14 protein-coding genes are annotated in these 15,593 nt (G+C 57.5%); 6 read left to right on the top strand and 8 right to left on the bottom strand.

Annotated elements, in window-relative coordinates; all coding sequences use genetic code 11:
- The first annotated feature begins 24 nt into the window (after positions 1-24).
- From ABWV23_RS16445 to ABWV23_RS16420, 6 genes are all read left to right on the top strand, one after another.
- Positions 25-744, top strand: coding sequence for a nucleotide-binding protein (locus ABWV23_RS16445; RefSeq protein ID WP_096807329.1), 720 nt, complete (start codon positions 25-27; stop codon positions 742-744).
- Positions 745-754: 10 nt separating this feature from the next.
- On the top strand, positions 755-1,396 hold the full coding sequence (locus tag ABWV23_RS16440; protein WP_353349712.1) for a hypothetical protein: 642 nt from the start codon (positions 755-757) through the stop codon (positions 1,394-1,396).
- A gap of 160 nt (positions 1,397-1,556) precedes the next feature.
- Entirely contained in the window at positions 1,557-1,796 is a 240-nt protein-coding gene (locus tag ABWV23_RS16435) for a hypothetical protein (RefSeq protein WP_353349710.1), read from the top strand.
- 120 nt (positions 1,797-1,916) lie between these two features.
- Complete coding sequence (locus ABWV23_RS16430; protein WP_353349708.1) at positions 1,917-3,029, top strand: Fic family protein; 1,113 nt, start codon at positions 1,917-1,919, stop codon at positions 3,027-3,029.
- 124 nt (positions 3,030-3,153) lie between these two features.
- Positions 3,154-3,912, top strand: a complete 759-nt coding sequence (locus ABWV23_RS16425; RefSeq protein ID WP_095590964.1) for a DUF5131 family protein — start codon at positions 3,154-3,156, stop codon at positions 3,910-3,912.
- 7 nt (positions 3,913-3,919) lie between these two features.
- Positions 3,920-5,170: a three-Cys-motif partner protein TcmP gene (locus ABWV23_RS16420; RefSeq protein WP_353349705.1), complete on the top strand. Its 1,251-nt coding sequence runs from the start codon at positions 3,920-3,922 to the stop codon at positions 5,168-5,170.
- A 20-nt stretch (positions 5,171-5,190) separates the two neighbouring features.
- Here the strand turns inward: ABWV23_RS16420 and ABWV23_RS16415 are convergent, their stop codons facing one another.
- From ABWV23_RS16415 to ABWV23_RS16380, 8 genes are all read right to left on the bottom strand, one after another.
- Positions 5,191-6,399 carry a GIY-YIG nuclease family protein gene (locus ABWV23_RS16415; protein WP_353349703.1) on the bottom strand — a complete coding sequence of 403 codons (1,209 nt, stop codon included), beginning with the start codon at positions 6,397-6,399 and terminating at the stop codon, positions 5,191-5,193.
- Complete coding sequence (locus tag ABWV23_RS16410) at positions 6,399-8,480, bottom strand: DEAD/DEAH box helicase (protein ID WP_353349701.1); 2,082 nt, start codon at positions 8,478-8,480, stop codon at positions 6,399-6,401. Before ABWV23_RS16410 ends, ABWV23_RS16415 begins: the two co-directional genes overlap by 1 nt.
- 1 nt (position 8,481) lies before the next feature.
- Positions 8,482-9,306: an Abi family protein gene (locus tag ABWV23_RS16405; RefSeq protein WP_353349699.1), complete on the bottom strand. Its 825-nt coding sequence runs from the start codon at positions 9,304-9,306 to the stop codon at positions 8,482-8,484.
- Positions 9,303-10,082, bottom strand: a complete 780-nt coding sequence (locus tag ABWV23_RS16400; RefSeq protein ID WP_353349697.1) for a hypothetical protein — start codon at positions 10,080-10,082, stop codon at positions 9,303-9,305. Before ABWV23_RS16400 ends, ABWV23_RS16405 begins: the two co-directional genes overlap by 4 nt.
- Complete coding sequence (locus ABWV23_RS16395; protein WP_353349695.1) at positions 10,079-12,751, bottom strand: class I SAM-dependent DNA methyltransferase; 2,673 nt, start codon at positions 12,749-12,751, stop codon at positions 10,079-10,081. Before ABWV23_RS16395 ends, ABWV23_RS16400 begins: the two co-directional genes overlap by 4 nt.
- 106 nt (positions 12,752-12,857) lie before the next feature.
- Positions 12,858-13,139 (bottom strand): WGR domain-containing protein, encoded by a 282-nt coding sequence (locus ABWV23_RS16390; RefSeq protein WP_353349693.1) that lies wholly within the window; start codon positions 13,137-13,139, stop codon positions 12,858-12,860.
- 84 nt (positions 13,140-13,223) lie between these two features.
- Positions 13,224-14,156 (bottom strand): DUF2493 domain-containing protein, encoded by a 933-nt coding sequence (locus ABWV23_RS16385; protein ID WP_353349691.1) that lies wholly within the window; start codon positions 14,154-14,156, stop codon positions 13,224-13,226.
- A gap of 403 nt (positions 14,157-14,559) precedes the next feature.
- Complete coding sequence (locus ABWV23_RS16380) at positions 14,560-15,591, bottom strand: DUF7146 domain-containing protein (RefSeq protein ID WP_353349689.1); 1,032 nt, start codon at positions 15,589-15,591, stop codon at positions 14,560-14,562.
- Positions 15,592-15,593: the final 2 nt, after the last annotated feature.

Here is a 15,593-nt window from a genome sequence, read left to right as displayed (position 1 = left end):
TCACTATTTTTGCGGAGGATCAGAATGCCGAACGAAAATCTTGTGGTGATCGCAGCGATGGCCCGGAAAGGGGGCAGTGGAAAAACGACGCTTTCGCGCGCCTTGATCAGCGCCGCGATCGCCGCCGGACGCAGAGTGATGTTGATCGACACGGACAGCACGAGAGTACTCGGGGCCTGGCATGCTCGGGCGCAAGCCGGTGGGTTGAGTTCGCCGCTTCTCTGCTCGGCCACCGTCGAAAGCGTGGCGGGTGTCGAGGATCAGATCGATCAGGTCTACATGGCAGGCACGGCAGACTTCATCTTCATCGATACCGCAGGGGTCGGTGCCGAATGGTCAGACGGCATTGCGGTGCTTGCGGACCACATTGTGACGCCCGTCATGCTGTCGACGTCTGATTTCGATGTCGGCGCGCAGACGGCTGATTGGTTTGAGAAGCTGAAATCCCGTGTTGACGACCCCTCCAGCCTTCCGCGCCACCACGTCGTCCTCAACATGGTCGACCCGAAAACAACCCGTGCTGACGCCGCCCTGATTGAAGAAGCGCTCACCCGTTTTCCGGTGATTGAGACCGTCATGATGCGACGAAACACTTACAAGGAGATGGACCAGAAGGGGCTTCTCCACGCCTTGGCGCTGGAAAAGCAATCTGATCCAAACCCTCTGATGCGTCCACATGTACGTCATGTTGTCGAGGCGCTCGAGGAGGCGACGGACATCCTCAACAACATTCTTGCTGCGTGAGGGCAGTCGATTGCGCAAGAAGATCCCGACCATCACTAGGCCCGACCCAGCCTACGCCGCCACCCTGCGACAGGGTGACCGCGAGATTCCCGGGAAGGAAGATGAGGCACAGGTCACAGCAACAAATACAGGCACCCCAGCCGCTGACGTTGACGCTGATCGGCACGAGTCAGAGCGTACGCCGGAAGGTGCCGTGGCGCCGCACCAAGTCACCGCGGAAAGCTCTGCCCTGCATACCAGCCTGAGAGCTCCCGTATCGGCGCGAGCTTTGAACCCGACCCGGAAGATCGACATCAGGGTCAACGCACTCGAACGACAGGAAGCAGCGCTGGAGACTTGTGGTGTTGAGCCAGCACATGTGGTGCGTGCCGCCCTGCGCCGTGCAGTCAAAGGCTGGCAACTGTCGCCGGTCTTCGCCCCAGTCGCGGAGGAGCGACGCACTCGAAACACGCAGTGGCAGGCCCGTACATCTCTGGCAGTAGATGCGGCCAGCCTGGGTGTCCTCCTACGGGACCACGACCCCCTCGACGTCTTGAGTAAATGGGCTCTGATCCGCGGCCAGGTGGAACCACGCATATGGGGCGAGATCGATGCGATCCTTGAAGAAATTGCCATTCGTGCTGCATCGCCGCATGAACCGAACGCGCCGTAAGATACCTATCTGAAAAGACAACTTGCATTTCACCGGTGGATTTCTGCCCACATAGAACAGTTCATCTTGCAGTTGCAGAAACCTAGTCCTAACACCAGCTAACAGGAATTTCAGACCTCAGTGGTGACGAGTTACGAGGTCCATTTAGGAGGAACGCATTATGAATACGAAGCCCCGCCTGACTGGCGAACCGATCATGCGCATCCTCTGCAAGACATCTGAAAATCTGGTTGGCTACCTTTACCAATGGAACAATGGTGACGTGCAGCCTGCCTGGTTCGACCGCCCCATGGCGAACGTTCGCTATGAACCATTCATTCAAGCGCCGGAACAGAACCCTGTCGATCCGAAGACCCCCAGACCGCGTCAGCAAGATCTGACGCACCTTGAAAAGGCCTAGCTCAAAGTCTCGCGTCGGTTTGTGGGTCATCCCATCCCGTAGGTCCTTTGAGCGATAGAGTTGACTTCTATACCTCATTAGTGATCTAGATATGAGTTATAGAAAGGATATCTATAACTCATGGCTTGGAACTGGACGCTGCCCGATTGGCCGGATTTCCGATATGACGCCTCCGCTCTGGAGCCGTTTGAGCAGACGTTCCTGCTGTCGTCCGGGGAAATCCTCGGCGCGGTCCATCATGTCAGTCAGCCGGAACGCGAGCAACTCCGCATCGAACTGCTCAGCGAGGAAGCGATGCAGACGAGCGCCATCGAGGGTGAAATCCTCGATCGGCTCAGTGTCCAGTCTTCGCTGCGCCGCCATCTGGGCCTCGATCCGGACAGCTACCCTGCCAAACCGCGCGAACAGGGCGTCGCGGAAATGATGGTGGACGTCTATTCCAGTTTTGCAGAGCCGCTGACCCATGAGACACTGTACCGCTGGCATCGGATGCTCCTGTCCCATGACCGTCGGCTGGAAACCATCGGGGCCTACCGACGCCACGCCGAGGCGATGCAAATCGTTTCCGGCCGCCTCGACCGCCCCACGATCCATTTCGAAGCGCCGCCTTCAGAGCGGGTCATGCCCGAGATGGAGCGATACGCGGAATGGTTCAACAAGACCGGGCCGGGGGGAGCAGAGCCGCTTCCAGCGCTGACGCGCGCAGGGCTAAGCCACCTCTATTTCGAGAGCATTCACCCATTCGAAGACGGCAACGGTCGCCTGGGTCGCGCCCTCGCTGAAAAGTCGCTGGCGCAGAACATTGGCCAGCCCACCCTCATCTCGCTCGCCTTCACCATCGAGAAGGAGCGCAAGGGATACTACGATCAGCTCGAGCAGCATCAAAAAACGCTCGACGTGACCGATTGGCTCGTCTGGTTCGCAGAAGTTGTCTTAAAGGCCCAACAGGTCACACTCGACCGCGTCGGCTTTTTCATCAGCAAGGCACACTTCTACGATCGGCACAGAGACCACTTGAACGAACGCCAGGCCAAGGCCATCGCTCGAATGTTTCGGGAAGGCCCTGGCGGTTTCAAAGGCGGCCTCAGCGCCGACAACTATCTCAAGATCACCGGAACTTCACGCGCAACCGCAACCCGCGATCTGCAGGATCTAGTCGAGAAAGGTGCGCTCAGCCGAACCGGTGAGAGACGCCATACGAGGTACTGGTTGAACCTAGATGGGAGAGCGTGAATGGTTGGTAGAAAGCCCGAGATCTTTACTATTGGCACATACGGCACGACGCGCAGTGCCCAGATTGGATGTTCCCTCTTTGTGCCAACCGGCGTAGAGTGGCCGTCAAAAAGGATTGAGCAGGATGGCACAAAAATCTGAAATCGAGTGGACAGACGCGACGTGGAATCCCGTTACCGGCTGTACAAAAATCGGTCCGGGCTGCGACAACTGCTATGCGGAACGCTTTGCGGAGCGGTGGCGTGGTATAGAAGGGCATCCTTACGAACAAGGATTTGATCTGCGTCTCTGGCCGTCACGACTTGACCAACCGGCTCGTTGGAAGAAGCCGCGTATGATTTTTGTCAATTCAATGAGCGATCTATTTCACAAGGATATTCCAATTAGTCACATCGACGCCGTTTTTGACGCGATGGAGAGGGCCAATTGGCATGTGTATCAGGTTCTTACCAAACGCTCTTCGCTAATGCGAAACTATGTGAAGAAGAGGTACTCTGGAGAAAAAGTCCCTTCGCACATTTGGCTCGGCGTGTCCGTCGAGGACAGCGCACACAAGAGCCGAATCGAACACCTGCGCCAAATCAACTCAGAAGCGCGATTTATTTCGTTTGAGCCATTGCTTGGCAGGATCGGGAACGTGGATCTGAGTGGCATAGCCTGGGCAATCGTCGGGGGGGAAAGTGGACCAAAGGCGAGGCCGATGGAACCGTCATGGGCAACAGAATTACGCCTTGCATGTGAAAAATACGACGTTGCATTCTTTTTCAAGCAGTGGGGGGGAGCCCGTCCAAAGTCTGGCGGACGGCTTCTAGAGGGAGCTGAGTGGAACGGCTTTCCATGGCAGATTGTTCCCAAAGAAATAATGGCAGAGCTGACGAGTTAGGAACGCGATGGCGACGAACTTCATCTGGGGACCTGATGGCAATCTCCCGCGAATTGAGGAACATACCAAGCGTAAGCTCGATGTCCTCAAGAACTATCTTGATGTCTATTTCGACACAGTGGTTCGCAACCCAGCACAAGATCGTTTGAATATTACTCTCGTGGATGGATTCAGTGGAGGCGGCGCATATTCCGATGGAAACGACACACGAGCCGGGAGCCCGCTTGTTCTCCTCAATGCTGTTGAAGAGGCGACCGTAAGACTGAACGAAGGTCGCGCAAAGCCTCTGGAAATCAATGCACGCTTTATCTTTGTGGATGACGAACGCGAGCATGTGGCCGCCCTGAAGAGGGAGCTGCGCGGGAGAGGGTACAAAGAGAACGACCCGCAGATCTCTGTATTAGAAGGAAAGTTTGTAGAACACTTGCCGACAATCATGGCTGAGATCACGCAGACTCAGCGCAAAGGCCGATCCATTTTCTTTTTGGATCAGTTTGGCTACTCCGACGTGCCAATGTCAGCGATACAGACGATCTTCACTGCCCTTGATAGAGCAGAGGTCGTCCTCAATTTCGCCATAGATAGCCTCTTGAACTACCTACAGGACGCTTCGGCAGAGCTTCCTCTATACCAACAATTTGGCATCGATTCCCGCTTCATCGCTGATTGGAGACAGCGAAAAGATGAGAATATGGGCCGCGCCCTTACACAGCGTGCGCTCATGGCACACATTCATGCAAAAAGCGGAGCCAAGTTTTTCACGCCATTCATGCTGTGGTCGCGCACGGATAACCGATGGATGATGCTTGCACACCTATCGCAACACCAAGCTGCCCGCGACAAGATGCTCAGCGTGCACTGGCAGGAACAGAACAGCTTCACTCACATTGGTTCTGGCAGCTTATTTTCTTTGGGGTATGACACGCGGTTGATCGAAAGTTGCGACTCGCTCTTCAATTTTTCAGAGATCGATCGAACCAAATTGAGTACGGAGCTCGTGAACGCCCTGCCAGCCGAAGTCCACCAAATGATGGAAAATGGGCAGTTGGACGTCGCACGCCTGTTGGATGAGATTGGCAATCGAACAGCGGGCACCAACGACGACATTTTTCAGGTACTATCCGACTTGGCACAAGCGCGTGAATTAGAGGTTTTATCGGCCAACGGAACGCCGAAAAGGGCAGGAACGCGTATTTCTATCAAAGATCGACTTATCAGACCTAGCCAACCAACATTATTTTTTCCGTCGCGCTGGTAGCCCGCCGCGCCTTTTCCTGGTCAAACCTTCGCAACGATTTCTTGGGATTGAACGTCGTACTCGAACAAATGAAGGCGCCCCTCTTCAATCAGTTTCGCCGCACGGCCGACATGGTCCGGCAAAACGTAAAACCATTCCTTTGGAAAGACCTTCTTCCCGAAGCGGTCCGTCACAAAGAGCTCTGCCGGCCTGGCCGCCGCGAAAAAGCGGTGGAGAAGGTTCTCAACTTTGCGGCGGGACAGGTTTTGAAGCTCGTAAGTCGCGACGATGTCCACTGGTGCTAGCAAAAAAGTTGGATCGTTGCGAGCATCTGCAACCCGGCGCGAAACATCCTGACTGGTGACACCGATCTTGTGCAGGATCATTCGCTGAGTTCTGATCGAAGGATCATCCGAGCGCGACCGAGCGACGTAAATTGTCCCAGACAATTCGAGTTGATCAGATTCCCAGTCCGGATCGAGGGGACCAAGCCCGACCTTCTGAACCATTCGGGCCGTCTTATCGTCATTGAGCGACTTGCGGAACGAAGACATGAGAGGATCACTCTCCATGCCGTTGGAAAAGATGACCCGAAGTCTGTGGTCACGCGAGCCCCCTCGCGCGGACATTTCGGATTTCTCAGCGATCATCGCGAGAAGGCCGTTGCGGATGAAGAAGTCGCCTTCTATGGGCTCAATCACGGACCATTTCTTTACAGGCAGTGCTTGGCGGTCGCCAGCTTCCAAAGCCTGTTGCACCGCTTCAAAACGCTCTGCGAACTGGTCGAAATCGCGACAGGGAACAAATTCAGCCCGATGATCGGGCAAGTGTCGCTCTGCGGCAGGCGTCGTATGTTTCAAATCGATCAGAGACGCATCGACGGAAAGCTCTTCATCGTCGAAAATATCATCTAGGCTGTCAGGCACGTCAGAAACTAGCGGCTCATCTCGCCATGATTTCAATGCCTGCGCTGTCTCGTCGTCCAAGAGTCCAAGCCGGTCCTCCAGACGCATCTGGTCTGTCGGCGCAGACTTGATCGATGCCCAGATCGAACCGAGCCGCATCTCGTCATGGTCCACCGCATCAGGATCGGGAACGCGCCCGTGTTTCTCAAAGAACGCTGAGACTTCTCGCAGCGCGCCAGCCCCTTGGTCGGAAGCTACAGTGGCGCGGCTGCCGCGCAGCCTAACGTCCAACAGTCCGAATTCATCGTCTTCCGCAAATATGTCATCCAAGCTCGGCCGCGTCATTACATCGCTCCCTCGCGCAGCCGCTTCGCCTTCTCAGCTTTCAGCCAGGCCAGTGCCTCTGCCATCCGCTTCTCCAGGGGATCGGCAGAGTGAACGTTCGGCTCACGTCCCTCACTGGCCCGGAACGCCTTGATCCTCGGCCAAAGTGTTCGAGCCTCGTCGCCGGTCATATTGACCCGCAATGCAACCATCGCCGATTGTACATGTGCCAAGAGCTCCGAGTTCAAAGACTTCGATGCGACCTCGAACCGTTCACGAAACGTGTTCACGCTATCGATGAGCTCAACATCGATGTCGCGGACGTTGATGAATTTCTTGACCATCTGCAGCAGCGTATTGGGGGCGCTGTCTCCGGCTTCATCCCCATCGTCGTCAGAAGCGTCCGCCTTGCCGGGGCTGCCGGTCAAAGGTGACTGCCCTTCAGCGAAGCCACGCTCAGCTTCTCGCCGCGCCAAAGTTAGCACGTTCATATGCGCCGCAAGGTGTTGCCGAACAGACTCGGCCTCTTCTGAATCCAGAGTTTCGTATCTGCGCTCGATGATGTCCGTCAGAACCATTTGCGTGGCAACCTCAGGCGCCGTGTCGGGAGAAAGGACCCGTCTATCCATTTCCTGGTAGGCGGTAGCCATCAAGTCGTGCATGTCCTTCTCGCAGATTTCCCGAGCTCGATCAGTGGGTGGCTCAATCAGTCCCTTGATACCGATTGTAACGTTGCCTTCGGCGTCAGTCCCGACCGGGGCACGCACGTCGCCATCCTCGCGCCGATAGAATTTGAAGTTGGGTGCCAACACCTGCTCCATAAGCAGAGAACCAGAAATGGCCTTCAGCATGTCGTTGACCGCGTCCGTCACAACGCCGGTTTCCACACCCGGCTCGGCAACCAGGTTGGTGAAGAGCGCACGCGGCTTACCCGGCGCATCGCGAGTGGCTCTCCCGATAATCTGCACGATTTCTGTAAGCGATGACCGGTAGCCGATCGTCAGGGCATGTTCACACCAGACCCAGTCGAACCCTTCTTTCGCCATACCAAGCGCAATTATGATGTCGACCTTCTCGCGGTCCGCCGTATCGTCTCGACGACCATCAGCGCCTTTGATCTCTCGCGAAAGCGCAGATTTAACGATGTCCCGGCCTGGTCCGTCATCAACCAGATCGGCGATTTTCAGAATCTGCCCATCTGGCCTGCGGACCAGATCAAATCCGGTCTCAGGATCGCGACCTTCATGGACACCCAAGAGGTCGAGAATCTTCCCGACTTCGTTGTACTTGTCGTCGAATGCCTCGGACGACCCCCGGTGAGGAATATGGATGATCGTCTTTTGGTCAGGGTTCAGCACCCCTGGCAATCCGTTGACGTAATTGCCCTTGTAGAATTCGTAGTTGATCCCGAGTGCCTTGAGAAATTCGTAGCCTTCCAGCTGCTCGTAGTAGCTGTAGGTGATCTTGGTGAACCGGTCCTCATCCTCTGGCCGCAACACTGGATCCGCATCCCCGCGGAAATAGCTGCCGGTCATTGCCATCACATGGCATTCCGCTCGGGAAATCAAACTGCGCAGGATCACGCCCAGCCGGTTGTTGTCGGAGGCAGAGACATGGTGGAATTCGTCAATGGCAATGAAGCAATTGTCAAAAGCCTCGATACCCGCAGTTCTTGCCACCTCATCGAAACCGAAGCGGAATGTGGCATGGGTGCAGACCAGCACCTTGGCATCGCTCTCCAGGAACGCCTGAAATGCCTTGACCTTTTGCTTGTCTGCGTCCTCGCCCGTCAAACAGAGGTTCCAGCGATCATCGACGTCCCAGTCCGCCTCAAACCCGTAGCGGGTCAGATCCGTCGAGCGGAATGACCCGCCAATCGATGTCTCGGGCACGCAAACGATCGTCTTTTCCAGCCCCTGATGAAGCATCTTGTCGAGAGCGACGAACATGAGCGCGCGGCTTTTACCAGCTGCGGGCGGCGCTTTGAGCAAAAGGAACTGCGCCGCTCGGGCGGCATAGGCACGGGCCTGCATCGGGCGTTGGCCCAACTTGTTGGTTGTCGAGTTGGAGCGCCCATAGGTCACGTTCACCATTTCAACCATGTCATTCTCCCTTCGGGCGCGCGTTGATAATCTGGTTCACACGGCATCGGGTTGCTACCCATGCCTCCAGGTCCGGAGAGGACCACGCGATCAGCTTTAACGCGTCTTGGTACTTCGATGATGGGCCTTTGTCGAAGATCGCATTGTGGTGCGCGATGCGGTTACGCCAGCGGCGAACGCTTTCGATCAAGTCGTGCAAGTCTTCCAGCTTGGCATCCCATGGAGCGTGCTTGAACACTCGCTGAAACCCTTTCGGGAACAGATAACGCTGGAATCGCTTGGTCGTCAGATGCTCCCAAAACCCGAAAGACAAAGCCGAAACCATGTGGTGGGCATCCATAACGTCACCGTGTTGATCGGTCTCATCAGCGATAGCGTTGTCGAGGTCCTTCCTGCGAACAGGGTCCAGGATTCTCAGGAAAGTTGCGTTTTCAAACCATCGCGGGTCGCGGTACGTCAGGGCGTTGTGGACGCTATTCCGGCAGGTCACTTCCGCCATATGCAAAGCAAAGTGGAAGGCCTCGGACAGGTCGCAGTTCCAGAGGTAGATGTCCTCGCGCGCTACCCCGGCATCACCGGCCGCAGGGGCATATCGCTTCAGTCTTCGGTCGCTCAGGCAGTCGGTTAACAGCTTCTGAACCCTAAGATCGGTCAGAGTTTGAACTTGATCCGTGGCCACATCGGCGCTATCTATTGCTTCGTGAGACGCGGTGAGGTTGCCTTTAGGTGCTTCGGCAGGCTTCTGGCCCCTCCCGTGGACAAGATCATGAGGCGGGCCTTCGGGCGCCGCCTCGCTTGTTTTTTGGGGCGTGTTCTGATCGGTCATTTCGCACCCGCCTTTTGAGCACGATCTTTCAGTATCGCCTTCTCGAACCAAGCCGGCACGCTAGCAACGTCAGCCTCAGAAATGTTCTCGGGCACGTCCTTCCAGAAAGACACGATGGCATCAGAGAACGCCTGAAACTGGGCATCGCTGACTTTCAGATCAGTATGGTCCAGAACATCGATCGAAGACCACGCAAGGCGCGTCCCTGAATTCGGGTCAGGAAGATATTCGGGGAAATGCTGTTTCAGATCGTCCAGCGACGTCCCTTTGCCATGCTTGTAGACGTTGACGACTAGGCGGCAAGCATCCAGCAGCTTGAAGTATCCGGTACTACGGATCTTCCACCCGAGGCCTTCGAGCAGGTCAGCGAGGTCTGGAAAGTTCGCCTTCCAGATCTTTTCGGCGGCCAGATCCCCCCGGTGCCAGTGCCTGACCTCGGCAACCAGCCAGTCGCGAAGCTGCTTGTCCCATTCATGAAACATGCCCGCGACCACACTCAGCTGGGTCTGATCACGCATATCGGTGAGCAAGCGGTAGAACTCTATGCCAACCTCTCCTGCCGCCTCATAGAAGCTCCCCGGATCGTCTCGGTCAGGATCGAAACGGTGGCTGTTGTTCTCGAGCCAGTCTTCCGAGGCCTTGTCCGCCTCGGCTTCGATGTTCTCAAACTGCGTGAGCAGCCGCTTCCGCGCTTGTTCGACATAGAAGAGGTGCCCGTAGATCAGCGACTGGCGAAACGGTCCCCACATCTGGAACAGTACATAGGTCCCCGTCATGCCCCCGCCCCCTTCTTGTCTTGCGATTTCACCTTGGCGGCATAGAGCTTGAAGAGCTTCTCCAACCGCTCGGTGTCATTCCGGAAGGGGCGACCGATATACATCGTCTCCAAGAGATCATCGTTTTCACGGTGCACGGCGCGCAGGTCGTCCGGCATTTCTTTAGGATCGTAGAGTTCAGAGATTGTCTTCGGAAAATGCGAGTAACGGCATTTGAGTATCCGGCGAGCCGAGGTAGAAAGCTGCAATCTTTGCTCATCAGAAAATTTCGGCACTGGGAAAGTATTGTAGACGACTCGAACGGAATATCTAAATCCGTTTCCAATGCGACCGCCGACCGTGGCCAACCAAAGCCGGTGTAGTGACGAAGAAATTACTGCAAAAAGGTAATCCTCCTGATCGTAAATTGCAAAGGCCTCCTTGCTCAATACATTGCCAGCGGACAGCATAGTGGCGGGGACGTACTCACGATCCGAGGACTGAGAGTTTGGCACCGCAATGCAGGGCCTGTCTTGAAAAGTAGAGTAGCAGAACCGATGAGGCACGTGCGCGACCTTCCTTGCATCGCGCCCTGCGCTTGATCTGTATTTCGCACATGCCTCTATCCGTTCTCGAATTGGTTTTACGTCCAATGCCTCAGCCAACCCTTCATCGGAGACCCAGACGCAATATCTCTGCTTTCCCTCGATCAACTCATCCCCGCCGATGTAGGGCAACAAAAATGACTGAGAGCGCGCATCCGCTGAGATCATTTCTTCCCGCTCCGAAACTGAGACAGAAAGGCGCTTGCCGTCCACAGGATTGCTGCCCATTACCATCTCAGACAGATCAAAGATCTGCTTATTGGAGGCTACAATCGGAATGAATCGGAAGGGGATCAAATAAGGACTTATCTCTTTTGCGGTAGTAACAACATCACCATCAAACAAACGCGCTTCCGTGGGCGTGCCTGCTTGCATTCCAATAATGGTAACCCACACGCCTGCATTGTCTGCCGCCGAATTGCGCCACATGAACGGCCGATAGGCAAATTTTATTCTATGCGAATATTCAAAAAGTGCCCCCCACATGGGGGCCACTTGTTCGCCTTGGCAAATAGAGCTAGTGGCAACGAGTGCAAACGGGCTTGATCCGCCCCCATATCTTGCCGCCTTGAAGAACCAGGTCGCGACGTAGTCGAGAAGCAGCAACTCACTAAGTCCGTTGCAGACCATATCCTCCGTTTGCCAATCCTCTCTCTTTTTCGCGCCATAGTAAGGCGGGTTCCCGGCAATGAATACCTCATGATCATCGCTAGATGGTGGGCAAATCGTCTCCCAGTCTTCCCGAAGCGAGTTTCCAACTTGAATGTTCGCGGAATCTTTCAAAGGCAGCGCAGCGGGACGACGACCAAAAACCTCGGCAAAGCTAGCGTTGGCCTGGTATTCGGCGATAAACAGCGCGAGCTTTGCCGTCTCTGCCGCGAAATCCGCGATCTCGATGCCATAGAAATTGCTGATTGGGATGGCCGAGAACATCTGCATCGAGCCAGGGCCGTTGAGTTCCTCCAGCCGCTGCAGGATGCGCGTCTCGCGCGCCCTGAGTTCGCGGTAAGACACGACCAGAAAGTTGCCCGAGCCACAGGCGGGGTCAAAAACTCGGATGCGCGACATTCGATCCAGCACCTGCTGCAACGCTTTGGCGCGGTCCCAGGCCTTGTGAATCTCGGCATCCAGATCATCAAGGAACAACGGCCCGATCACCTTCATGATGTTCGGCACCGAGGTGTAGTGCATCCCCAGTTCCGAGCGTTGCTTGGGGTCAGCCACGGACTGGATCATCGACCCAAAGATGTCTGGATTGATCTCGCGCCAGTTCAGATCGCAGGCATCGCGCAAATAGCGAAACGCAATTGTGTCAAAGCGTGGTGCGTCGATGGTGCCCGCGAACAGCCCGCCGTTTACGTATTCCAGCTCTGCCGTCCATGCCGGCAGGGCGCCGCGCTTGTCCTTGGGCAAGTTCATGGCATTGAAGGCGGCGATGATGGTTTCACGCGCCTCTTCGCCCTTGTCGCCCGCATGGGTGAACAAAAGGCGCGAGAACTGGTTGTCCGGGAAGATGCCCACGTCCTCGGCGAACATGCAGAAGATGAGCCGCATCATTAGCTGGTTCATCTCGTGCCGCCGATCGTCGCTACCCCAATCGGGATTGGCCTTGGTCAGCGCATCATAGAGGCGTGCGAGCTTGCCGGTCGCTTTGACGTCGACAGGGTTCTCTTCGACCGCGCGATAGCGTTCCTTGCCCGCGGCGGGCAGGAAGAAGCCGAAATGATCACCTAACTCGCTGAAGGTGCAATGCAGTGTATCGCCTGAAGCTGGATGTTCAGCCGCAATGGTTTCGCCATCGGACGCGATCAGGATCGCGGGCTTGGACGCCTTGGTCTTCTTTGAAGCGCGCAGCTGATCGAGCGTGACATCGGTCAGACCCTTTAGCGCAGGCGCGTAGTGGAACTTCTTGTTGAACAGAACGCCGCCAGGAAGATCCGACTTGTTGGTCGAGCCGTTTCGCAGTTTCGAAATCGCAGCCTTGGCCGCGTCCGTCGCCTCAGCAAATGCAAAGGGGAATTCATTCGGATCAAATGGCTTGGCCGCAATCTCTGCAAGGGCATCGTAAATTTCAGTCGGGTTCATCAACAGGCCTCGGAATTCGTTACACTATTCGTAGTCAAAGAAGCCGCCGGAAACTACCGAAAATAAACGCGAAATACACGCTTGGCGAAATCTCATTTACCGCTTTTCAATCCATCTTCTGCTCTGCGACTGCTCGATACCCTCGCCGCGTCTTGTTCGCTGCAAGCTTCATGAGCGCCGTGACCGCTCTACCCTCGTCCGGGTGCTGTTCGATCAGCATCTGCCCTCGAAACCCGATACGGCCCCATTCCCGCACGAGGCATGCGCCGCCAAACAGGTCCGGCTGAACGCTCATTCGATAGAAGCGCCGCATGTTGAGAGACGGGTCGATCCGCTTGAGATCGACCGTCGTCGGGAACACTTCCATTTGCTGCGATGTGTCGAACATGTTGTTGATGCCTCTCTCCAGACCACAATATCAAGCGCTCTTCGACGTTTCCACAATGTTCTGTCCCGGATTGAAGTCGGGGGCTCACGCCCCCTTCTCGAACTTCATGACCGGGATGCCGAGCTTCTTGGCCTTGTCGGCGAGGTTTTCCTGGATACCGGTTCCGGGGAAGACAAGGACCCCGACCGGGAGCACATCCAGCATCGCGTCGTTGCGCTTGAAGGGCGCGGCCTTGGCGTGCTTGGTCCAGTCGGGCTTGAAGGCCACCTGCGTCACGCCCCGGGCTTCGGCCCATTTGGCGGCGATGAGCTCTGCGCCCTTCGGGCTGCCACCGTGCAGGAGGACCATGTCGGGATACTTAGTCCGGACCTGGTCGAGCTTGCCCCAGATCAGGCGGTGATCGTTGAAATCGGTCCCGCCGGTGAGGGCGACCTTGGGGCCTGCGGGAAGCATTATCTCGGTCTCGGCGCGGCGCTTGGCGGCCAGGAAGTCGCGGCTGTCGATGAGCGCTGCGGTCATGTGCTGGCGGTTCACCATCGATCCGGTGCGGGGTCGCCAGGTCGATCCCGTGTGATGGACAAACTCGGATGCGGCGTGATCGCGCATCATGTCCATGCAGTTGCGACGTTCGACGAGGGTCAGGCCTTCGGCCGTCAGGCGCTCAAGCTCGGTGGATTTCACCTCGGAGCCGTCCTGCTCGCGCTGGAGGCGGCGCTGCGCCTGCTCGTTCTCATCGAGTGACCGCTCGATCCGTGCCGTGGCGCGGTGGAAGAGGTTGACCTGGCCCCAGAGCACCTCTTCGAGGTCGGGTTCCATACGGGTGTCTTCCAGGGTCGCAACGAGGGCGTCGAAGATGTCCGCGACGGCGACGGCGAGGCGCTGCCCATCGGGCATCGGGCGCGGATCGGGCTCGTCAAAGGGGCGATAGCCATAGAGCTGGAGCTCGTCGAGCGCATGGGCGGTCTGGGATGCGCTATGGGCGGGTTCATACGCGTCGTCGTGGGTGTGGATCGTCATCGGTTTCTTGCCTCCGGGCCTGTCTCGTCCGCGCGTCATCCCGCGCGGCCTTCATGGGCAGACCCGAGCCGTCGGAGCGGTTGCCCCTTCACCCCGGCTTCACCGGGGCCGGAACAGCGTGGAGGAGGTCGACAGGGAAGCTATTTGTCTCGCGATGCAAAGGCGGCAGATCGGGGTCCCCACGCGACCTGTCGCGTGGGGTGGTCTCACCGCCGGCGGAAATAGGTTCCCTGCCGACCTTGCAGGGGCAACCGCTTTGACGGCCTGCCCATCTCTTGAAGGCCGCGCAGGGCTGACGGGTGGATGCGCAAGGCCCGGGATGGGGTGAGGACGACGATCCAGAGCCACGACTGGGATGCTGCCCCCTGCCCCGCACTCCCAGCCCCCCCCTGCGCGATGCAGCTCAGCTGGGCAGGCGATGCCGATCCTCTGGCCCGATCTGACCTGCCAGATGCTGGCGCAGTGCGTCCTTGCCGTTCGCCCGAAGATCATCGTTGAAATCCCCGAGCCGCGGTTCCAGCACATGGCAACCAATCCCGACCTCGGAGGCTCTGGCGCTCAACTTCTCTGCCGCGCGCTGCCCGGCCGGATCGCGATCGATCGCGATGTAGAGGCGCTTCAGCCCCTCTGGCAGCAGGACCGCCCCGAGGTGACCCGAAGAGAGCGCCGCCCAGACGGACAGACCTGGGATTGCCTCGGACAGGGACAGCATGGTCTCGATGCCTTCGCCAACGACGAGGATGTCATCCTGCGGGGTCAGCCTGACAGCATTGCCGAGGAGGTGACCCATAGCCCGACGCTCTGGATTCACTGCCGCCTTCCCCTGTCCGTCAGGCGCCAACCAGGTGCGATGCACGCCCTGCACGGCCCCTGCCCCATCGGTAGCCGCCGCGATCATCGCCGGTCTGGGGATGCTCCGGGTCTGCCCCTCTTCCCGATGCCAGCACTTCGGGTGGAAGCGTAAGGCGCCTTTCGCCCCGAATTGGGTGATGCCTCGGGAACGGAGGTAGGTCTCGGCAAGCGTGCCTTTGATCGGGTTCGAGGCAGCAAACAAGCGCGCCGCCGCCGCAGGAGTGCCACCGGGCGCCTTGGCCTTCCTCGGCTCTTGCCTATCCGGGACGACCGGCTGCGGACGGCCAAGATGCGCTCGGGCCTCGGCGAGAAGGTCGGGGAAGCGCGTGATCCCCGTCCGGGCGCGGATGATGTCCAGAAGATCGCCATGCTCGCCTGTGGCCCCATCCGTAAACTTGCCCGCTGCCCCCGGCCCCGACACAGGGCCGGTCAACCGCACGAAGAGCGAGCGGCCAGGATTGTTTTGCAGGTCACCCACGATCCAGTAGGATCCTTCCCGCCGTCCGGCGGGAAGGTAGGCGCGACAGACGCCTTCGGCATTTTCTGCCAGATCGCGCACGAGGTCTTCGGTCTCGGAATACATGG

This window comes from Aquicoccus sp. SU-CL01552 (genome assembly GCF_040365005.1).
Classification (GTDB): Bacteria; Pseudomonadota; Alphaproteobacteria; order Rhodobacterales; family Rhodobacteraceae; genus Antarcticimicrobium.
The sequence above is the reverse complement of the archived record's forward strand: the minus strand, read 5'-3'. Positions and strand labels throughout refer to the sequence as shown.